Source organism: Paenibacillus jamilae, assembly GCF_050482105.1.
GTDB classification, from domain to species: Bacteria; Bacillota; Bacilli; order Paenibacillales; family Paenibacillaceae; genus Paenibacillus; species Paenibacillus jamilae_B.
In genome coordinates this window covers 145,348-166,779 of sequence record NZ_JBCNHI010000005.1, presented here as the reverse complement: position 1 = coordinate 166,779, position 21,432 = coordinate 145,348, and the positions used below count along the sequence as shown (strand labels likewise).

Below are 21,432 nucleotides of genomic sequence, written 5' to 3'. Positions count from 1 at the left end.
AGCCGAAGCACGTAACGGAGGAAACCCGTTTCCAATGCTTAGGCTCGTTTTTATATACTGCCTGTTATTGTATTATGGGACAAGGGGCTTGTAATTATTCCCCAATATGAACGCCGATGGTTTTTCCATTTACTTCTACATGTTCTGCTGGTTCGGCTTGACCAAATGCCACAGTGGTCACCAATACATTCTCACGCAACACAGAATCGAAGCTTTCAATCGCCTGACGCAGCTCGTTGTCTACATCCAACGTCAATGCCACATACTTTTCAATCGGCAGATCCAGCTTTTTACGGTAGTCTTGTACCGCACGAACCACTTCACGTACCCAGCCCTCTTGCTCAAGCTCAGGCGTAATATCTGTGTTTAGCGCTACCGTTAAGCCATAGCCGGAAGCAGATGCGAAACCTTCTTTCGCTTTTTTCTCCACCAGCAATTCCTCGGCTGTAACCTGTAGTTCTTCCCCTTCTGGAGAAGCCACGTTCAGCACTCCTTTTTCTACAATAGAACGAGTGTCCTCAGCAGACATTCCTTTGAAAAGGTTTTGTAGGAATCCGACATTTTTGCCGTATTTCTTGCCTGCTACTTTCAAATTTAGCTTCAGTGTAAAATCTACAAATCCGCTATCGTCCGTCTCAACATGAATATGCTTCACATTGATCTCGTCTTTGATGATTTCCTCATAGCCGCTCAGGTCAAAATCCTGATCCATAGACAGAATCAACTCAGATAACGGTTGGCGTGTTTTCAGACCTGTTTCGTTACGGACATTACGTGCTAATTCAACGACGCGACGTGCCGTTTCCATATCACGTTCCAATTCCAGATCAATTAAAGATTCATTGGCAGATGGATAGTCGTCCAGATGAACACTTTCCCCATTGCTTAGGTTGAGATAAATATCCTCAGCGAGCAGCGGTGTAAACGGTGCAAGCAGCTTCGCCGTCGTTAACAGCACCTCCGTCAGTGTGCGGTACGCATCCAGCTTATCTTCTGTAAGCCCATTGCCCCAGAAACGATCGCGTGAACGACGAATATACCAGTTGCTCAGTTCATCCACAAACGACTCAATCGCTTTGGCAGAGTTCAGGAAGTCATTGACAGACAATGCTTTGTCCACAACCAAAATTAAGCTGTTCAGACGGGACAAAATCCAGCGATCCAATTTGTGTGCCGATGGCTTGAATGGATGCTCTGCCGGATCAAATCCGTCAATATCTGCATACAAGGTCAGAAACGCGTGTGTATTGACAAGCGTATCGACCAGCTTCGATTTAGCTTCGCCTACAATGCCTTTGGAGAAGCGTTTGCTGTTCCATGGTGCGCTATCGGAGAGCAATGCCCAACGGAAAGCATCTGTACCATACTCGTCAATCACTTCCCACGGATCGATAACATTCCCCTTCGATTTGGACATTTTCTGTCCCTGCTCATCCAGTACATGACCTGTTGCCATGACAGCTTTGTAAGGAGCTTTGCCAGTCAGCATCGTCGAAACTGCAAGCAAGCTATAGAACCAGCCACGAGTCTGGTCAATCCCTTCACAGATCATATCAGCTGGAAATTGCTGCTCAAACGTTTCATTATTCTCAAAAGGATAATGTTGCTGTGCAAACGGCATAGAGCCGCTATCGAACCATACGTCGATGACTTCTGGTGTGCGAGTCATTTCGTATTTACCGCATTGGCTACGAACCTTGATATCATCTACATATGGCTTGTGCAGCTCGATATCTGCTGGTACGTCCCCAATCGCACGTTCTCTTAACTCAGCAATACTGTGGGGTGCGAACTGTTCTCCAGTTTCCTCGCAAACCCAGATATTGAGCGGTGTGCCCCAATAGCGATCACGACTGATGTTCCAGTCCACCAGTTCCTCCAAAAACTTGCCAAAGCGTCCTTCGCGGATGTGACCCGGATACCATTCAACTTCGCTGTTGTTGGCAATCAGTTGATCCTTGATCGCAGTTGTTTTGATAAACCAGCTGTCCATCGCATAGTACAATAATGGAGTATCGCAGCGCCAGCAGAACGGATAGCTATGCTCGTATTTTTCCTTGCTGTACAGCAAGCCTTTTTCGGACAGCATTTTTACAATATCTACATCGCAATCTTTCACAAAACGGCCCGCAAAATCAGTAATTTCAGCTACATAGTTACCCTGGAGATCCACTACATTAATAAACCCAACGCCGTTTTCACGACATACGCGATAGTCATCCTCACCATGTGCCGGAGCCATATGAACGATACCTGTACCGCTGGAGTCTGTTACGAACTTCGCACCCAGAATCTGATTACCCTTCTCCACCTGAAAATAAGTAAATGGCGGGGTATAAGTTTGGCCAACCAGTTCTGAACCGGACAGCGTGCCAATCACTTCATGATCCCCTTTAATTACGGTTTCAACCAAATTTTTAGCAACGATGTATACACCATCTTCCTGCTTCACACGTGCGTATTCCAGCTCAGGATTAACCGCGAGCGCCACGTGACTCGGCAAGGTCCAAGGTGTTGTCGTCCAGGCAAGTACATATTCACCACTGCTATGCAGCTTGAATTTAGCCGTAGCACTTAGATCTTTTACATCTTTGTAGCCCTGTGCGACTTCATGGGAACTTAGCGTTGTTTGACAATCTGGGCAATACGGGCTCACCCGATGACCACGATACAGCAAATCTTTCTCATGAATCGTCGCCAAAATGTTCCATACACTCTCGATATAGTTATTGTCCAGGGTAATGTACGGGTGATCGAGGTCTGTCCAGTATCCGATCGCTTCGGTTAAATCGCGCCATTGCTGCTCGTACTCAAACACGCTCGCTTTACATTTTTTAATAAACTTCTCAACACCATATTCTTCAATTTCAGGTTTGTGGGAGATCCCCAGCTGCTTTTGCACGCCCAATTCCACTGGCAGGCCATGCGTATCCCAACCTGCCTTACGTACGACACGATATCCCTTCATTGTCTGATAACGACCGACGAAATCCTTAATTACACGACCCAACACATGACCGATGTGTGGTTTACCATTAGCTGTTGGTGGGCCTTCATAAAACACGAAATTAGGCTTTCCTTCACGATTGGTGATGGATTTGCGGAATGTATCCTCCTGTTTCCATTTGTTCAGGATGCGCAGGTCACGAGACCGTGCTTTTTCTTTAACATCCACTCTGTTCATAACATCATACTTCCTCTCTGCTCATCATTTATTGTTCTAGCGCACTAAAAAAAGCACTAAAAAAAGCAACAAAAAAAGCCCCATCCCTGTAAAAGGGACGAGACTGTGCTCGCGTTACCACCCTGATTCCGTAAACAGACCAGTCTAAAAAGACGATCTTGTCACGACTCTCTGAGCCCTACTCCACTTCAGCAGGGCGCCATTATAACGCATGGCAAACGGTGATTGCTTACACACGCCATAAATTTAAGCGCTTCAGCCCACTTCTCCGGGAGGATCTTCCATCATGTTCTGAACGTTGGCTTGCACCGAAAGGCCAACTCTCTGAGGGACAAATCATGACGTACTCGTTCCCATCAACGAATTACACATGTTAAATTCATTAAATCTTAAACCAGTAACATCGTTGCCTTGAATAACAACTATCAACCGATAGACGGATAATCGTTGAATCCAGTATAGTATTTACAGTTATAGCCTGTTTAAAGATAAAAGTCAACCCTAACAAGACCTAATAAAAGCTTGTCAGAAATCAAAATTAATAGATTTCTTTCATTTCACGCTCGCGCTCCAGTACTTCGCGTTCCCGGTTTTCAAGTGCTTCCCAGCCATCTTGGCTTAACAAGTCGAGCTGCGCTTCCACCAATGTACGAAACCGTGCTCGGTAAATGGAAGCCTGTTTCTTCAACTCTTCAACCTCCAACGCGATTTTGCGGGATTTGGACAATGCTTCGTTCACAATACGATCCGCATTTTTTTCCGCTTCCTTCACGATCAGTTGAGATTCCTTCTTGGCGTTGTTGCGAACTTCATCAGCTGCTTCCTGCGCGACAATAATCGTCTTGCTCAGCGTATCCTCAATCGTCGCGAAATGATCGAGCTTCTCCTGTACGTTCAACAACTGGGTGCTCAGTTCTTTATTTTCACGAATAACGCCCTCGTAGTCCTTGATCACCTGATCCAAAAATTCATTAACCTGATCCTCATCATAACCGCGAAGCCGGCGGGCAAATTCCTTATTATGTATATCCAATGGCGTTAATGGCATGCCGTCCACCTCCTATAAGATTGACAAAAAATTCATTTTCCGCGTCACGACGCTCAATATCATCTATCGGTCATCATACCCCGTTTTGTGAATACTGTACAGAGCAAAATCGTTCCAGTTCAACGCTATAGGTTAATTCTTTCGACAGAAATCTCATGAATCCTGCCTTCAGCTATACAAACTTACCGATTTTGACACGGAATCTACCCTTTTTTGTCATTCCGTCTGTTTCAAGCACTTTAAAACGCCCAAATCCCTGCATTGAAATAACATCTCCAACTTTAAGTGAAGTCGATGGGTTCTCCTCCACCTTCCAGTTTACCCGACATCGTCCCGCTCGAATCGGCGCTAATATTTTACTGCGGCTCAATTTGTAGACATCACTAGCAATCCCGTCCAGGCGCAAAGAAGCCACCGTGAGATCCATCGCCTCTAATGCAACTTCCTTCGTCCGAAGACTTGCTACTGGCAACAGTTCCGTCCATACATGAACACGATGTACCTGCTGCAAATGCATGGTCATAAAATCTCCGATCTCTGCTGCCACCAATACATGACACCCATCATCCAGCACGTGAATGTCCCCGATTTTTCCACGCTTGATTCCAAGCCCCAATATGGCACCCAGATAATCACCGTGCTCAAGAGTATTGAGTTTATGGTCATCAGAAGTGATGGAAAGAACCTTAATTCCCATTTCTTCATCGTCCAAATACGAATAATCGGGCGCAATCAGCGCCCGCTTTCGTTCTGAAGCCGTGTATCCGCCATCTACCCTAATCGTGACCTTGTCTTCTTTGGAAGCAAGTGTCTCCAATATGTACTGTTGTCGCGGATCCAAAAAATCAGTCAGCTTCTGCTCATGATAAGCTCCCGCATGACTGATCCATTCGGAAGCGCGATCCACATAATCCCGTTCATCCGGGTGAAAATGCTCATAAATCTCAGTTCGCATAAATCCTCCTAGACGAAATTGCCAATTAAAGAAATCAAACCGTATGATGCAAAACGCAGAGCAATCAACGCTATGATAGGTGAAATATCAATCATTCCGAAGATTGGCGGTATAAACCTGCGAAAAGGAGACAAATACGGTTCCACAAACTTGGCAAGTAGATCACCGATTACACTCTCTCTGGCATTAGGAAGCCATGACAGCAGAACATATGCAATAATCATGTACGAATAAATCTGAAATAGCCAGTAAATTACCTCGATCAAGAAAAGCTCACCTCATTCTGTTAAGTTCTTGTTCAGTGTCAGCCAGTATTTCCGTAATAGAGCCTTGAATTTCAACCGTATCTGGTGTACACAGAAAAATATTGTTACCGACCTTCGAAATGCCACCACTCAGTGCATATACAGTGCCACTCAAAAAATCAATGATGCGTAGCGCCTGATCCTTGCGAATTCGTTGCAAGTTAACCACGACAGTGCGATGTGAACGGATATGGTCGGCGATTTCCTGTGCTTCATCGTAAGAACGCGGCTCATACAGAACAACTTTCACATTTTTCTGTGAATGGATGCTGACAACATTCGTACCCTTCTGGTTCTTACGTTTATCAAAGCTTGGGGTTTCAATTTCTTGTTCTTCCGGCGTATTCATAACCTCTCGCTCTATAACTTCCTCTTCTTCCTGAAGCCCCAGAAAGTTCATGAACTTATTCATTACGCCCACTGAAAATCCTCCTCTCGTCCAACCAGTACGGAACCAAGCCGCAACCAGGTCGCTCCTTCTTCAACCGCCACTTCAAAATCATTGGACATCCCCATAGACAAGTGAACGATGGGTTCTCTAGTCAAGGCTTGTCCATTTAACCGATCACGCAGTTCGCGCAACCCCCGAAACACAGGCCGAGTAAGCTCCGGGTTTTCCTCATGAGGAGCCATAGTCATCAAGCCGATGACATCCACATGTTCCAACTCGCGAATTTGTTCCAAGAAGGGGGCAACCGCCTCAGGGGATAAGCCATATTTTGAGACTTCCCCAGAAATATTGACCTGCACAAAAGCCTGGACTCGCATTCCCAGAGCAGCTGCCTTCTTGTCCAATTCCTGGGCGAGCGAGAAGCGGTCAAGCGAATGTATAAATTTAAATTTTCCAATTACATCTTTAACCTTATTTGTTTGAAGATGACCAATAAAATGCCACGTTCCCCGGTCACCCAACTTGCTCCATTTATCCGCAGCATCCTGCCAGCGATTTTCGCCCACATGCTTCAAGTCGTTATCCAATACCGATGCCATTGCCGCTGCCGAAACATATTTCGTGACAGCGATCACATTTACTTCATCACGCGAACGTCCGCTACGGGTACATGCCGCTTCGATACGGGCGTTAACTTCTTTAATTCGTTCCTCCAAAGACACGGGAGGACTCACCTCTCTTCCAGACCAATCCAACTCGCCATTCTTCCTGTAACGCCGCCTTCCTTGCGATATGAAAAAAACAAATCGCTACGGCTACTCGTGCACAAGGTAGTACATTCGATATGGCTCGGCAATATTCCTGCTTTCATCATAATGTGTCGATTGCATTGTTTCAAGTCAAGTAGTGTTTTTCCACCTGCTAAGGGGAAATAAACAGAACCTTCCCATTTATCATTACCCGGGCAATCATGCTCTAAAACCCGAATTTGGTTCATCACATGTTCATCTACCTCATAGGATTCAGGACCAATAGAAGGACCAATTGCTGCTAGTATATCGGACGGCTGAGATCCATATTCAGTTTGCATGGTCTGTACCATTTTCAACGCAATCTCCGCAACCGTTCCCTTCCAGCCTGCGTGCGCCAACCCAATCACACTATGTACGGGATCACAAAAATATAAGGGTACACAATCAGCATAAAAGGAGGTCAGCAAAATACCAGGTATATTCGTTAAAAGTCCATCTGTGTCCTGAAAAGCTGATGCACGATCCATGAATCCTCGCCCACGATCAGCAGCCTGGACAATAGCAACATGATTACCATGGACCTGTTCACCACACGTCCACGCTTCGGCAGCAAAGCCAAGCTGCTTAGCAATCAGTTGGCGGTTGCGAATGACTTTCTCAGTGTCATCCCCTACATGAAACGCACAATTCAGACTATCGTAGGGCGCTTCGCTGACACCGCCATGACGCCCTGTAAAACCTGCTGTTAATCCCTGAACTTGTCGTTCCCAAGCTTGAATATATAACAACTCCGGCACGGGACGTCCGCCATTTTGCATGGGCGTAGTCCCTGTAGCCTCAGTATTCACTATAAACGGTTCCATTTCGTTCTCACCTCTATTGCCCAGTGTACCAAAAAGCCGCCACGATGTCTTCATAACATACTAAATAACGTGTTTCTACTCAAAAGCCTCGCCGATCATTCCGCTCCTGACGTTCGATATACAGCTTTTCCTCTCTTTCATCTGGAGGCTCGTGCAATCCCTCCAGTCGGACAAGCACAACGTCCGAACCGATTTTCACAATGTTATGCCACGGAATCACCAATTCGCTTCCCCCTCCGAACCAGCCCATAAACCGGCTGCTGCCCGGAACCACAATCGCTTCAATTTTTCCTTGTCGCACGTCAATCTCCAGATCACTGATTTGTCCCAGACGTCGTCCATCTACAATATTAATGACATCCTTGGTTTGAAACTCGGAAATTTTCATGGCTCTTACTGACGCTTCCGGTGCACTCACACGCATCACATCCTTTATTTCACTATATGAGAAGAAGAGGTCAAAAAAGTCCTGCAAACGCAAAAACGATCCGCACGGGATCGTTTTTATCACTGATTCATTCAAGCACTCATTTCATTAGGACTTTACATGTTTTTGCATTTGCTGTATAGCCGACTTCTCTAATCTCGAAACCTGGGCTTGAGAGATACCGATTTCGTCGGCAACCTCCATTTGCGTCTTTCCTTCATAAAAACGCATAGACAATATCATCTTTTCACGCTGGCCCAGGCGATGCATCGCTTCTCGGAGAGCGATTTCCTCAATCCATGAGACGTCCTTATTTCTGTCATCACTGATCTGATCCATCACATAGATTGGGTCGCCCCCGTCGTGATATATCGGCTCGAACAGCGAAACTGGATCCTGAATCGCATCCAATGCGAACACAACATCTTCTTTAGGCACATTCAGCGCCTCTGATATTTCAAAAATCGTTGGTTCCCGCGAGTTCAGATTTGTCAGACTATCCCGCACCTGAAGCGCCTTATATGCAATATCCCGCAACGAACGGGACACGCGGATTGGATTATTATCCCGCAAATAACGACGGATCTCTCCGATGATCATCGGCACCGCATAAGTGGAGAACTTTACGTTTTGCGAAAGGTCAAAATTATCAATCGCCTTCATCAGGCCGATACATCCTACCTGGAACAAATCGTCCACAAACTCCCCCCGATTGTTAAAACGCTGAATTACACTCAGGACGAGCCGGAGGTTGCCGTTGACCAATTTTTCTCTGGCTGATCGTTCATTATTTTGCTGAAGTGATGTGAACAACTCACGCATTTCTGCATTGGTTAATACCGGCAGTTTGGCGGTATCCACACCGCAAATTTCCACTTTGTTTCGGGTCATCGTGTCTTACCTCCCAAGGAGCAACATTAATGTTCATTATCTCCTGAGGGCATTTTTTTATTCGCCGTTTCCATCGCTTCCGGATATCCCCAAGCATTATACCATTTTATTGAATTCTTTCCGTAAGCGCTTTATAATTCGTTTTTCCAGACGCGAAATATACGATTGCGATATACCCAACAGGTCAGCAACGTCCTTCTGTGTCTTCTCTTCTCCGTCTTGTAAGCCAAAGCGCAGTTCCATAATCAAACGCTCACGATCCGTCAACTTATCCAGTGCCTTATGCAATAATTTACGGTCTACCTGCTCCTCGATATTACGATAAATGGTATCATTTTCCGTACCCATCACATCGGAAAGCAACAGCTCATTACCATCCCAATCGATGTTCAGTGGCTCATCAAAAGAAACTTCTGTTCTCGTTTTGCTATTGCGACGCAAATACATCAAAATTTCATTTTCAATGCATCGAGATGCATAGGTGGCAAGTTTGATTTTCTTCTCCGGGTCAAAAGTGTTCACCGCTTTGATCAGCCCAATAGCACCGATGGATACGAGATCCTCAATGTTGATTCCTGTGTTCTCAAATTTACGGGCAATATACACGACTAACCGCAAATTTCTCTCGATTAGCATTGACCGCACTGCTGCATCTCCAGTAGAAAGCTTTCCAAGCAAATACTCTTCCTCATCTCTTGTCAATGGAGGGGGGAGTGCCTCGCTACCGCCAATATAATAAATCTCTTCACTTTTCAGCCCGAACAAAAATAAAATACGATAATATTGCAGTTGCCATGCTAGCCTAATTTTCATTTTTAAATTCATTGGTTCCCTCATATCATTCTCCCCCTTTTGAAAATAGTGCAAGCTATACTCGCTCCGTCCATTCCAGCATTGAATGTTACTCTTCGTCTTCAAACATTGTCTTGTGCTCTTCTCCATTATCCGGATTCTGTAAAATGATCACTAGCATTTGCTTTTTGCTTCCGGTTTGTATCCGCACCTTCTTCTTCGTGTGCCGTCACATCTGGGTGGATGATAGCACGGTATTTGCCCTCTGCCGATAACTTTCCTCCGTCTAAGCCAATCAGCACTCGATGATGTACAAAATGAACTCCATTCATCACCACCTCTACTCGATCTGGTTTGAGTGCAAGCATAAAGGAATGTCCCCGGTTAATCCCACGATAAGGGACGAGACGAACCCGATCCTGCCAGCTGAACGATTCCTCGCCCAGATCCATCACTAGTTGGTCTGCATTACCCTCAGAACATTTTTGGAGCCAGGAGGCTGGTAAATACGATTCCCACAAAGCCGCCTCCATCACCATCACTGGAGTCCGGGTCAAAGGGTCATGCAGTTGGTTACCTGTATCCAACAAGCCTGTACACTCAATATGATCCTGCCCAATCCACACCTGTACTTGCCCCAAAAAGCCACTCATCCTTTCTGTGCGTTGCTTCGAGGACTGTACAATACGAAAGAAAAGCATCACTCCGCCAAATGCGCATAAAATAAACCAGAATGCGATTTTCAATTCAAAGGACATTCCACCTGAAGCGGTGTACCAAATGCCATTAAACAATTCCCCGGTATTTTGGAGAAAATAATGCATCCCCAAAATGCCACCTGCTGCTACAAAGTTGATCATGTAAAAGGCACCCATTGTACGTAGGTACTTTTGCATGCTGCCAAAGCCAAAAGCGACCAGCAGCATGATAACCGATAAGGCCAGCTTGATTAGAAACGTAAATAAAAATGACAACTCCGGCACAAACATCATGACCACGTACATTGCGCCAATTCCAGCTGAAGTTATCAATCGCCACCACACTGGACGGATTTTTCTCATCCAGGCGGTGACCATTAGCAGCACAGCATCAATGAACAAATTGACCAAGAAAATCAAGTCGATATAAACAACCAAGGATTCACCCGCCCAGCATGTTGCAGGATAGGCTTAAGTATAGTAGTCATACGATTCAAAGTCTGTCTAACGATGGGGACGGTGTCCGACTAATTTTGTCGGAAAGAGGAGAAGCACTGACCGTGCATCATGCGGAGAAAACAGAAAGAAGCCCGCATCTCCAAGGAGAATGCGGGCAGTCTGAATTTAAACTAGTTATCGTTATTATTATTGCGTGAACGGTTACGTAAGAATGTCGGAATATCCAATTGGTCACTGCTTTGAGAGTTACCAAATGGACGCAAGTTAGGAGAGGACTTTTCCGTTGCTTCGGAAGCCGCTGGATTAGCTGCTGGTCTACGTCCTGGTGCTGGCTGGCTTGGCTTACCTTCAAAACCAGTGGCGATCACGGTGACCTTAATCTCTTCTTTCAGATCTTCGTCAATGATAGCACCGAAAATCATGTTCACTTCCGGATCTGAAGCGGACGTAACAATTTCAGCCGCCTCATTGACTTCATACAGAGACAGGTTAGCTCCGCCAGTGATGTTCATAATAACACCACGCGCACCTTCTATGGATGTCTCCAGCAACGGACTCATGATAGCCTTGCGCGCTGCCTCAGCTGCACGATTTTCACCCGTTGCTTCGCCAATCCCCATCAACGCAGAGCCACGCTCCGTCATGATCGTTTTTACGTCGGCGAAGTCAAGGTTGATCAGTCCCGGTACAGCGATCAAATCCGAAATACCTTGTACGGCCTGACGCAGAACATTATCCGCTTCACGGAATGCTTCCAGCATTGGGGTTTTCTTGTCCACAATCTCAAGCAAGCGATCATTTGGAATTACAATCAAGGTATCTACTTTTTCTTTCAATCCCTCAATGCCAAGTTCAGCTTGATTGGAGCGTTTACGCCCTTCAAACGTGAATGGTCGAGTTACCACACCTACAGTCAGTGCGCCGCATTCTTTAGCAATTTCAGCAATGACTGGGGCCGCTCCAGTTCCTGTACCGCCACCCATTCCTGCTGTTACGAATACCATATCCGCTCCTTTGAGCGTATTCATAATGAGCTCGCGCGACTCCTCAGCTGCTTTTTTACCCACATCAGGGTTAGCTCCGGCACCCAGGCCGCGAGTCAGCTTATCGCCAATTTGAAGCTTATGCTCAGACTTTGCTAAGTGAAGCGCCTGGGCATCTGTATTGACAGTAATAAATTCTACACCCTGAACTCCGTTTTCGATCATTCGGTTAACTGCATTGCTGCCGCCGCCTCCGACGCCGATCACTTTAATTTGAGCCAAGCTCTCCATTTCAAAATCAAATTCCAACATACTATTCCATCTCCCCCTCAATGTGCATGGATGGCCCGTCCATGATTGGCATAATTAGCAATGAACGTTATATAAATTCACTGAACATATTTTTTAAGCGTTCAATCAACCCCTGCTTTTGCTCGCCTTCCGCAGCGGGACTGCTGCTCTTAGCTCGGTTAGTCGGCTTCTTGGTACTTCCGCCACTGTTACTAACGCTAGTCGATCTTCCGCGATAATAACGAATTGCATTGTGCAAGATCCCAACTCCGCTTGTGAATCCCGGATCTCTTACACCGATAAAATCAGGTACAGCGATCCTTACGGAAGCGGCCAGTTCGCTTTGTGCCACCTGAAGTACACCAGGCATGGAGACGGTGCCTCCGGTAAGTATATAACCCCCCGGAAGCTCTGTGTAACCCAAGCGCTTAACTTCCGCCTGAATGAGTTGAAAAATTTCCTGTACTCTCGGCTCAATAATAGCAGCCAAATCTTGTTGGTTGAACTCCTTATCTACATTACTGCCGATACGGGTCACTTTAAAGACGACATCGGTTGCTGCATCATCATACCAAGCGCAGCCGTATTTGAGCTTTACTTTTTCGGCTTGATCGGTAAGGGTTCTCAGTCCGTAGGCAATATCATTGGTTACAAACTCTCCACCGATTGGGAGTGTTGATGTGGCAACAATCGTTCCTTCCTGGAAAATGGCCACATTCGTAGAACCTGCGCCAATATCCACCAGCACGGAACCCATCACCTTTTCATCCTTCGAAAGAGACAACTGTCCAGCTCCAAGAGGCAACAAGACGAGATCTTTAATCCTCAATCCGGCTTTCTCAACGCAGCGCAACAGATTATGTATTGGGGTCTTGCCTCCAGTAACAATCGTAGCCTCTACTTCGAGACGAACACCGATCATACCACGAGGGTCCTGAATTCCTTCAAGGCCATCCACGACATACTGCTTGGCTACCACGTCAATAATCTCTCTCTCCGGTGGTACGGCAATAACTTCTGCCGCCTTCAGTACACGCTCGATGTCCTCCTCGCCGATTTCACGGTCCTCGTTGGACACGGCTACTACGCCATGACTATTTTGCAGACCAATATGGTTGCCTGAAATCCCCACATACACTTCTGTTATTTGAATACCAACCATGCGTTCTGCGTGATCCACGGCGTTACGGATTGATTGCACGGTTTGATCAATGTCTACAATTGCACCTTTGCGAATCCCTTCCGAGTCGGCAGATCCAACTCCAATAATATTAAAGGTTCCATTATTCATTTCCCCAATAATAGCCCGAACTTTGGATGTACCGATGTCCAAACTAACAATGATGTCATTGTTGCTCAAGTCTGTGGCACCTCCTGACTCCAAAATGAATTTCGTTCTTTAAACACACTCTGTACATATTCAACATACTCTATGCTTTCCCTCTTTTTTCTACAAATTTTTTAGAAGCCAATTTATGGTTGCAGTCACATAAAAATTTGAAGAAAAAAGAAGGAGGCAAGTCTATTACCCATAAAATCAATTCTAGCATTTTTTCACATCACTGAGTAGTATCTTTTTCTTGACTCTCTTCGCTCGTATCGGGTTTAAATGGAACGTAGGAATCTGCCTCCAGCATTGTGATCAAACCAGGATCTTCTGTTTCTAGCACCTGATTCAAGTAGCTAATCTTAGAGTTCAACAATGAAACGGTTGTAATAACCTCAAACTGGGAACGCGTGTACATTTTTATACGATCTGGAAAAGAAGGAATCGGTGCAGGAATGATTTCCGAAATATCAGCTGTCCATTCTCCTGGAATGCGTGATAAAGCATCACACAGCTTCGCTTTGTAGGGATCATCTGATTTCCACTTAGTCAAAATAGGCTTCTCAACCGCGATTCCACTACTTCCCACGCCCACGCTTGTCCCATTCGCTAGAATAGCACGCAGGCTCCCGTCACTTTGCAACTCGTAAGCTACCGTAGCAAACTCTTTAATGTGAATCGTAATGATACCTGGAAACTGCTTGTCCACTGTGACTTGCTGAATCGACTGAATTTCCCGCAGCTTCTCAGACACATCCGATGAACTGACTCCGAAATATTGATCTCCGACAGCCAGTCCACTTCGATTGAGAAGTTGCTCCTGGGTCGAAAATACATTACCATCAAAACGAATTTCAGAAACCTTACTCAACGAAGAACGGAAAAAGAGAACAGCGAGCAGTACAATAAACAACAAAATGAGAAGAATAGCAATCTTCCGGCTTGTTCTTTTTTTCGTTCTGTTCTTTTTAAGAACAGGTATTTGAGCATTTGGCATAGCTTCTCTCCACAAAAGCCCTTTGTCCCCCCGTTAACGGAGGGACATTATAGGCATTAATTTACGAAATCCAGTTGCTCGGGTACCGGAGACTGACGGCTCATTCGGGCACCCAATCCCTGGAAAAGACGTTCGATCCGGTCATATCCTCTGTCAATGTGGTGAACCTGCTCGACAATGGTACGTCCTTGAGCGGCCAGACCAGCTATAACCAGTGCAGCCCCTGCCCGCAGATCGGTAGCCTCTACTGTAGCCCCATATAGTCGAGAAACCCCTCTTATAAAAGCAGCATTCGCATCGACCGTAATATCAGCGCCCATTACATTCAGTTCATCTACATGCTTAAATCGGCTTTCAAAGACAGTTTCTTTCATAACACTGAAGCCGTCCGCCAAAGAAAGCAGGACCATAACCTGAGACTGCAAATCCGTCGGAAATGACGGGTAAGGAGAGGTAACGATCCTCTCTACCGCTTTGGGACGGCTCATACAACTTACGGTCATTATATCATTCAGAATGCCGATTTGAACACCAGCCCGCCTGAGGACGTGAATTAGGGCAGACAAGTGGGAAGGATTGCAATGTGTCAGAGACACACTACCACGAGTAGCTGCGGCTGCGATCATAACCGTTCCCGCAACTATTCGGTCAGGAATGACCTCATACGTACATGGATTGAGTTGACCGACTCCCGTAATTGTAATTGTGTCTGTTCCAGCACCAATAATATGGGCTCCCATGGCATTCAGAAAGTTTTGAAGGTCCTGAATCTCCGGTTCCCTCGCTGCATTGGTAATCGTTGTTCGTCCTTCGGCTAGCACCGCAGCCATCATAATATTTTCTGTTGCCCCTACGCTCGGAAAATCCATGTGGATGTCCGAGCCGATTAGCTTGCGGGCTCGAAACGTAATTTGCTCGTCTTTTTCCTCAATCTCTGCACCAAGAGCTTTTAGGCCCTCTAGATGTAGATCAATTTTGCGCTCGCCTATGGCGCAGCCTCCAGGCTGGTAAATGGAAACTTCTCCATATCTGGCGAGCAAAGGTCCCATTAGAAAGATTGAAGACCGCATTTGCTTCATCAAATCCTCAGGGATTTGGAACGTTCGGACGGATGATGTATCCACATATACCGTTTCCTCTTCATGTCGGCATGTGCAACCCAGTCTTTCCAGGATGTGCAGCATGACCTTAATGTCTAAAAGATGGGGGACATTCCGAATTTCCACCTTACCTTGGGCAAGCAAACTTGCTGCAAGAATAGGTAGTGCCGCATTTTTTGCCCCATGGATACGTATGGTGCCTGACAGGGGACGGCCTCCCTCAATCACCAATTTGTCCAATGTATCACCTCCGAGTTTACCGCTCACCCACTACGAAAACCTCCGGAACTAGCTTGATGCCGGTTTGAGATGATATTGTACTTTGAATATGCTTCATTAGGGTAAGCACGTCCTCTGCTGTCGCTTGGCCGGTATTTACAATGAAATTAGCATGCTGTACAGATACCTCAGCGCCTCCCGCCTTTAAGCCTTTGAGACCTGCGCTTTCAATAAGCCGGGCAGCGTAGTCTCCTGGTGGGTTACGGAACACGCTTCCTGCACAAGCTAACTGTAGCGGCTGGGTCAGTCTACGGCGATCTTTAAAAGCCGCAAGCGCTGCTGAGATTTCCTCTCGGTCTCCCCGCTTCATCTGGAACACTGCCTCTGTAACCATTCCACGTTGCTCATGCAGCACGGAGTGACGGTAGCTAAAATGCATATCCTCGGCATTGTACACAGCCAATTCCCCTGTATCCAGCACAATCTCAGCGGACTGGAATATTTGTGACACATCAGACCCGTGGGCACCAGCGTTCATGTAGACAGCCCCACCGACTGATCCTGGAATACCACCTGCGAATTCAAGACCTGACAGACCCTGCTTGCTAGCCATAACACATAGTTTGACCAGCGAAACGCCTCCACCAGCCACGATTCGTTCATCTTCGAAATGAACATAATCAAATCCTGGTCCCAGCTTAATCACCAGTCCCCGAATCCCTTTGTCAGAGACGAGCATGTTGGAGCCCCGCCCCAACTGCATCCAGGGTATTCCGTGTTCGCTAGCCAGCTTCAAAACTCTTGCCAACTGCTCCTTGGTATCCGGGATCACAAGAGCATCCGCAGGGCCTCCAATCTTCCAGGTCGTATATTTGGACAGCGGCTCATGCTCCAGCACTTTTCCGATATCATGCTCCGCTAATAATGGCATCCATTGCTGCATTGTACTGAAACCTCCTTGTTGCTTGCCCCGCACCGTTATAAGGCTCTCACCTAACAACTGGCAGCCTGGGTGATGGTCACAATCTATAGGGTATCCTATGTAAATACCGTCCAGTGTGTGACAACCGCCCAGATCTGCGCTGCGGACTACCTTTTATGGGCAAGACGCTCCATTTCTTTTACTAAAATATCTGCTGAGTCAGGCTTGCCAAGGGCCGATGCCAACTCCGCCATTCGACTCCGCCTTGCCTTATCCTTCATAATTTCCGCTATAGATTGAAACAGAGCCGGGCCACTCAATTCCTTTTCTGTGATCATGACAGAAGCCCCTGCCTTTTCAAGCGTACGAGCATTAGCCTCCTGATGGTTATTCGTCACATTGGGTGATGGAATCAAAATGGACGGAATGCCGAGCGATGTAATCTCTGCCAAGAAGGACGCACCTGCACGATTAACGATTAAAGAGGTACAAGCCAGCACCTCAGGCATATTGTGAATATAAGGAAGCACGTGTAGATGATTGGGCAATGAACCGATCTGATTTCGTATGCTGTCCAGCGTTTGCTCATAGTAAGATTCACCGGTCACATATACAAAATGGACGTCTTTCAGTTGCGAAAGTTGCGGAACCATCGCAATCATAGCATCATTAATGGCCTTCGCCCCTCTGCTGCCGCCAACCACCAGAACAACCGAGCTGTCCATCGGAACCCCTATAGTAGCAAATCCCCGATCCCGGTTAGCCAAACGAACTGTTGTAGCTCGCGGGTTCCCCGTGTAAAGTACATTTTTAGCTTTGGGAAAAGCTCCTTCAGAGCCTTCAAAGCTAACAGCCACTGTATCCACATAGCGACTCAGAAATGCATTGGTCAACCCTGGAATTGCATTTTGTTCATGAATAATGCTGGGGATTCCCAACCTGGAAGCTGCATAAACGACAGGGCCGCATACATATCCCCCGGTGCCAATAACGATATCTGGCTTAAATTTCTTTAATAATGCCTTGGATCTGCGAACTCCTTTGAAGAATCGCATGATCGTTTTTATATTTTCCACAGACAAGCTGCGACGAAATCCTGTGATATCAATAGCCTCAAATGGAATTTTTTCCTGAGGAACCAATTTACTCTCAAGCCCTCTTTGACCGCCAATGTATAAAAATTCAGCGTCTGGATCTATTTCTTCGCACTGTCTGGCTACGGCCAGTGCTGGATAAATATGTCCTCCAGTACCGCCGCCGCTCAACACGACGCGCATAAACGTTCACCTCGCATAACGTGATAAATTTAGTAAAATGCCCAGAGCAGTTAGCATTAAGGTCAATGAAGAACCTCCATAGCTGATTAAGGGCAGTGTTATTCCTGTAACCGGCATTAGGCCAATAACAACACCTATGTTAATGACGACCTGTACCGCCACCATTCCGACAATACCTACCGCAAGCAAACTGCCATAGGTATCCGGGATAGTAATAGCGACGCGCATCCCTCTCCACACAAGGACCAAAAAAAGCCCCAGCACAGTCATTCCACCGATAAAACCAAGCTCCTCCGCCAGTATAGAAAAGATAAAGTCCGTCTGTGGCTCGGGAACGTAGCTGTATTTTTGCCGGCTCATGCCGAGCCCCAGGCCCGCCAATCCGCCAGGACCAATAGCATATAGCGATTGAATAATTTGGTAACCCGCGCCAAGCGGATCAGACCAAGGGTCCAGGAACGCGGTAATGCGCTGGAGTCGATAAGGGGCAGCCGCAATCAGTGCAGCAAACCCCGCTGCCCCCGACAAGGCCAGTAGACCAAGATGCTTCATACGCGCGCCTGCCGTAAATACGATCAGCATAGATGCTCCCATCATTACCGTGCCTGTGCCCAAATCAGGCTGGAGCATGATGAGCCCAAAGGCCAGTCCCATGAGCCCAAGCGGGGGCAACAGCCCTCGAGTAAAAGTGCTGATATCATAATCAGGACGACTGAGCCATTGAGAGAGAAAAAGAATCATACCCAGCTTCATAAACTCGGAAGGCTGAATCCCAAAAGAGCTAATACCAAGCCAGCTTCGTGCTCCGCCTCTTACTACACCAACGCCAGGAATTAAAACGGCAACCAGTAGCAGCAGACAGATCAACAATACGACCTTGGCATATTTCTTCCAAATCCGATAATCCGTTCGGGCAGTAAAATACATGGCTACAAGGCCGAGCCCTGCAAACAGCAATTGTCGTTTAACAAAATAGTAGGAGTCCCCGTACTCGTGAAAAGCGAGGACGGCGCCCGCGCTGTATACCATAACCATGCCGATGGCTAACAAGCTTACAATACAGACGAAAAGCCATATATCTGGCGCCGGACGAGATTGCTTCATCAGGAGGCCACCCCTTGCATAAAAGTAGGGGCTTATCCAACCCCCCTACTTACAATTTATGCGCCGCCTCTTTAAAAATACGTCCACGCTCTTCATAGGATTGGAACATATCCCAACTTGCACAGGCGGGTGATAGTAATACCACATCTCCCGTCTCAGCAAATTCAGCTGCCTGGTGTACAGCTTCCACGAGCGTAGCGGCGGCATCCTCCCCATTATCGACGACCTTGACATGCTCTATTCCAGCCTGACGGGCCCGCTCTGCCAACTTATGCCGTGTCTCACCCAGAAGCACAACGGCTTTCACACCTTCCTGCAAGGATGGTGCAAGCTCCGCATAATTAGAGCCACGATCCAATCCACCGGCAATGAGTACAATGGGTTGCTTAAAGGAAGATAAGGCCATCATTGTCGCTTTCGAATTGGTTGCTTTGGAATTGTTGTAATAAGCTACACCAGCGTGTTCTACAACATATTCAAGCCGATGTTCCACGCCGCGAAAAACGCTTAATGGTTCCGCCAATTTTGCTGGTTCTGCGCCTGCGGCAACGGCGATTGCACAAGCAGCCAGAGCATTTTCTACGTTAAAACGACCCGGAAGCCCAATATCGCTCACACCTATAATGGGATGCAGTATCCCATTGCCATCGCGGTATACGATGCTTCTATCAATATCATCCGTCACATCCGGTATGTATGGCGGGTCAGTGAACACCCCTTCCTGCAAACGTTCCGTCATGGAGAAAGGAAGCAGCTTCGCCTGAATATAGGGCACAAGCTCACGGCAGACGGGATCATCCCAGTTCACCACCGCGGTATCCGATGCTGTTTGATTGGCAAACAGACGTGCCTTGGATGCAACGTAGTCCTCCATACTTCCATGGTAGTCCAAGTGGGTTTCGGCTACATTGAGCAAGCAGGCAACAGCGGGCTTGAAATCCTTTGTTCCTTTTAACTGAAAGCTGCTCAGCTCCACAACCATCCACTCATCCGGCTTGGCGTCTACAGCCGCCTCGCATAACGGCGTACCGATATTACCAGCAACGATCGGATGCATACCGGATGACTCCAGCAGCTTGCCCACCCATGTGGTGGTGGTCGTCTTTCCGTTGGAGCCAGTAATTCCGATGATCGGAGCTTTACATAGATGGTAGGCGACCTCAACCTCGGTCACGACCTCAATGCCGAGCTCGACAGCTTTCTGTACGGGAGGGGCCGTGTAAGGAATTCCTGGATTTTTGACAACCAGTTTCACTCCAGGATGAATCAGCCCTTCCGGGTGACCTCCGCATAAAACGGAAATTCCCAAAGCCTCTAATTCAGAAGCTTCGGGACATTGTTCCCTATCTTTTTTATCATTGACTGTGAGCTTAGCCCCGGCCTGGTGCAGCACCTTGGCAACTTGTACTCCGCTTTTGGCCAGACCGATAATGACTACTTCCTGATCTCGGTATGCGTCTGGATGGTTCATTTGTCTACAACCCCTTGTTGAGATAAAGTCCGAGTCCTGCTAACAGCAGTCCTACAGCCCAGAATGTAATAACTACTCGCCATTCGGACCAGCCGGACAGCTCAAAATGATGATGAATCGGACTCATTTTGAAAATACGCTTGCCACGTGTTTTAAAAGAAGCTACCTGCAAGACCACGGACAGCATTTCAATCACGAACACACCACCAATAATGATGAACAGAATTTCGCTTTTGGTAACAATAGCAATCGCGCCTATGGCACCGCCAATCCCCAGCGAGCCTGTATCACCCATAAATACCTTGGCAGGATGAGCGTTATATACGAGAAAACCAAGTACAGCGCCAATCATGGCTGCTGCGCAAACGGCAGCGGGAAGCGAGGTTGCCTGGATCGCCACAATAGCATAAGCTGCGAAGGCAATCGCACTTGTACCGGACAGCAGCCCGTCCAGCCCATCTGTAAAATTGACTGCATTGCTGATTGCCAGCATCATGATAATAATGAACGGATAATAAAACCAGCCGCCCCAATCAAATGACCATGACGTGCCTGGGATGCCGATTGCCGTGCTGTGATCATTGCTAATCAAAAGCCAGCACATAATCGCGCCAAACAATAACTGTCCGAACAGCTTTTGACGAGCCGTCAGACCGAGCGAGCGTTTAAATACGATTTTAATATAGTCGTCCAAAAAGCCGATCAGCCCAAAACCGAGCGTAGCAACCAATAGAACATAAAAGTCCGTATTTCTGATAGCTGAAAACTTAAGAAAGGTCAGCGTAAAAGCCAGCAGGATTACGATACCGCCCATTGTAGGCGTACCTATCTTTTTAAGATGGCTTTGTGGCCCGTCATCCCGGACCTGCTGGCCGAACTTCATTCGCCGCAGCAGCGGAATGAGCAGTGGAGCGGCAATGACCGCCAGTATAAACGATACGACGATCGTCAGCAGTAATAATTGAATATCCATGGG

Annotated in this window: 20 protein-coding genes and 1 other annotated feature; all 20 genes read right to left on the bottom strand. The window is 47.0% G+C overall.

The window, feature by feature from the left end; genetic code table 11:
• Positions 1-94: 94 nt before the first annotated feature.
• Complete coding sequence (gene ileS, locus ABEW32_RS04505) at positions 95-3,184, bottom strand: isoleucine--tRNA ligase (protein ID WP_430185083.1); 3,090 nt, start codon at positions 3,182-3,184, stop codon at positions 95-97.
• Between the two features lie 90 nt (positions 3,185-3,274).
• Positions 3,275-3,553: a binding site (T-box leader), on the bottom strand.
• A gap of 169 nt (positions 3,554-3,722) precedes the next feature.
• On the bottom strand, positions 3,723-4,232 hold the full coding sequence (locus ABEW32_RS04500) for a DivIVA domain-containing protein (protein ID WP_013311075.1): 510 nt from the start codon (positions 4,230-4,232) through the stop codon (positions 3,723-3,725).
• Positions 4,233-4,404: 172 nt separating this feature from the next.
• Entirely contained in the window at positions 4,405-5,187 is a 783-nt protein-coding gene (locus ABEW32_RS04495; RefSeq protein WP_430185081.1) for a YlmH family RNA-binding protein, read from the bottom strand.
• Between the two features lie 8 nt (positions 5,188-5,195).
• Positions 5,196-5,453: a YggT family protein gene (locus ABEW32_RS04490; RefSeq protein ID WP_063210150.1), complete on the bottom strand. Its 258-nt coding sequence runs from the start codon at positions 5,451-5,453 to the stop codon at positions 5,196-5,198.
• A gap of 7 nt (positions 5,454-5,460) precedes the next feature.
• Positions 5,461-5,913: a cell division protein SepF gene (locus ABEW32_RS04485; protein ID WP_430185079.1), complete on the bottom strand. Its 453-nt coding sequence runs from the start codon at positions 5,911-5,913 to the stop codon at positions 5,461-5,463.
• The gene (locus tag ABEW32_RS04480) at positions 5,904-6,605 is read right to left on the bottom strand and encodes a YggS family pyridoxal phosphate-dependent enzyme (protein WP_430185351.1); all 702 of its coding nucleotides are present in this window, start codon (positions 6,603-6,605) and stop codon (positions 5,904-5,906) included. Before ABEW32_RS04480 ends, ABEW32_RS04485 begins: the two co-directional genes overlap by 10 nt.
• An 8-nt stretch (positions 6,606-6,613) precedes the next feature.
• Complete coding sequence (gene pgeF / locus ABEW32_RS04475) at positions 6,614-7,498, bottom strand: peptidoglycan editing factor PgeF (protein ID WP_430185349.1); 885 nt, start codon at positions 7,496-7,498, stop codon at positions 6,614-6,616.
• Between the two features lie 79 nt (positions 7,499-7,577).
• Positions 7,578-7,922 (bottom strand): YlmC/YmxH family sporulation protein, encoded by a 345-nt coding sequence (locus ABEW32_RS04470; RefSeq protein WP_430185347.1) that lies wholly within the window; start codon positions 7,920-7,922, stop codon positions 7,578-7,580.
• A gap of 111 nt (positions 7,923-8,033) precedes the next feature.
• Positions 8,034-8,816: an RNA polymerase sporulation sigma factor SigG gene (sigG, locus tag ABEW32_RS04465; RefSeq protein ID WP_007431182.1), complete on the bottom strand. Its 783-nt coding sequence runs from the start codon at positions 8,814-8,816 to the stop codon at positions 8,034-8,036.
• A 96-nt stretch (positions 8,817-8,912) separates the two neighbouring features.
• Positions 8,913-9,653: an RNA polymerase sporulation sigma factor SigE gene (gene sigE / locus ABEW32_RS04460; protein WP_430185077.1), complete on the bottom strand. Its 741-nt coding sequence runs from the start codon at positions 9,651-9,653 to the stop codon at positions 8,913-8,915.
• Between the two features lie 104 nt (positions 9,654-9,757).
• A complete protein-coding gene (spoIIGA, locus tag ABEW32_RS04455; protein WP_430185075.1) occupies positions 9,758-10,744 on the bottom strand; it encodes a sigma-E processing peptidase SpoIIGA in 987 nt (328 codons plus the stop codon).
• 191 nt (positions 10,745-10,935) lie between these two features.
• A complete protein-coding gene (ftsZ, locus tag ABEW32_RS04450; RefSeq protein WP_305164638.1) occupies positions 10,936-12,060 on the bottom strand; it encodes a cell division protein FtsZ in 1,125 nt (374 codons plus the stop codon).
• 67 nt (positions 12,061-12,127) lie between these two features.
• Positions 12,128-13,399, bottom strand: a complete 1,272-nt coding sequence (gene ftsA, locus ABEW32_RS04445) for a cell division protein FtsA (protein ID WP_430185073.1) — start codon at positions 13,397-13,399, stop codon at positions 12,128-12,130.
• Positions 13,400-13,598: 199 nt separating this feature from the next.
• Complete coding sequence (locus ABEW32_RS04440) at positions 13,599-14,363, bottom strand: cell division protein FtsQ/DivIB (protein ID WP_430185071.1); 765 nt, start codon at positions 14,361-14,363, stop codon at positions 13,599-13,601.
• Between the two features lie 56 nt (positions 14,364-14,419).
• Entirely contained in the window at positions 14,420-15,703 is a 1,284-nt protein-coding gene (murA, locus tag ABEW32_RS04435) for a UDP-N-acetylglucosamine 1-carboxyvinyltransferase (RefSeq protein ID WP_488168815.1), read from the bottom strand.
• A 16-nt stretch (positions 15,704-15,719) separates the two neighbouring features.
• Positions 15,720-16,625 (bottom strand): UDP-N-acetylmuramate dehydrogenase, encoded by a 906-nt coding sequence (gene murB, locus ABEW32_RS04430; RefSeq protein WP_430185067.1) that lies wholly within the window; start codon positions 16,623-16,625, stop codon positions 15,720-15,722.
• 146 nt (positions 16,626-16,771) lie between these two features.
• Positions 16,772-17,881, bottom strand: a complete 1,110-nt coding sequence (murG, locus tag ABEW32_RS04425; RefSeq protein WP_430185065.1) for an undecaprenyldiphospho-muramoylpentapeptide beta-N-acetylglucosaminyltransferase — start codon at positions 17,879-17,881, stop codon at positions 16,772-16,774.
• A gap of 6 nt (positions 17,882-17,887) precedes the next feature.
• Complete coding sequence (gene spoVE / locus ABEW32_RS04420) at positions 17,888-18,985, bottom strand: stage V sporulation protein E (protein WP_430185063.1); 1,098 nt, start codon at positions 18,983-18,985, stop codon at positions 17,888-17,890.
• Positions 18,986-19,034: 49 nt separating this feature from the next.
• On the bottom strand, positions 19,035-20,456 hold the full coding sequence (murD, locus tag ABEW32_RS04415) for a UDP-N-acetylmuramoyl-L-alanine--D-glutamate ligase (RefSeq protein WP_430185061.1): 1,422 nt from the start codon (positions 20,454-20,456) through the stop codon (positions 19,035-19,037).
• Positions 20,457-20,460: 4 nt separating this feature from the next.
• The gene (gene mraY / locus ABEW32_RS04410) at positions 20,461-21,429 is read right to left on the bottom strand and encodes a phospho-N-acetylmuramoyl-pentapeptide-transferase (protein ID WP_430185059.1); all 969 of its coding nucleotides are present in this window, start codon (positions 21,427-21,429) and stop codon (positions 20,461-20,463) included.
• Between the last annotated feature and the right edge of the window lie 3 nt (positions 21,430-21,432).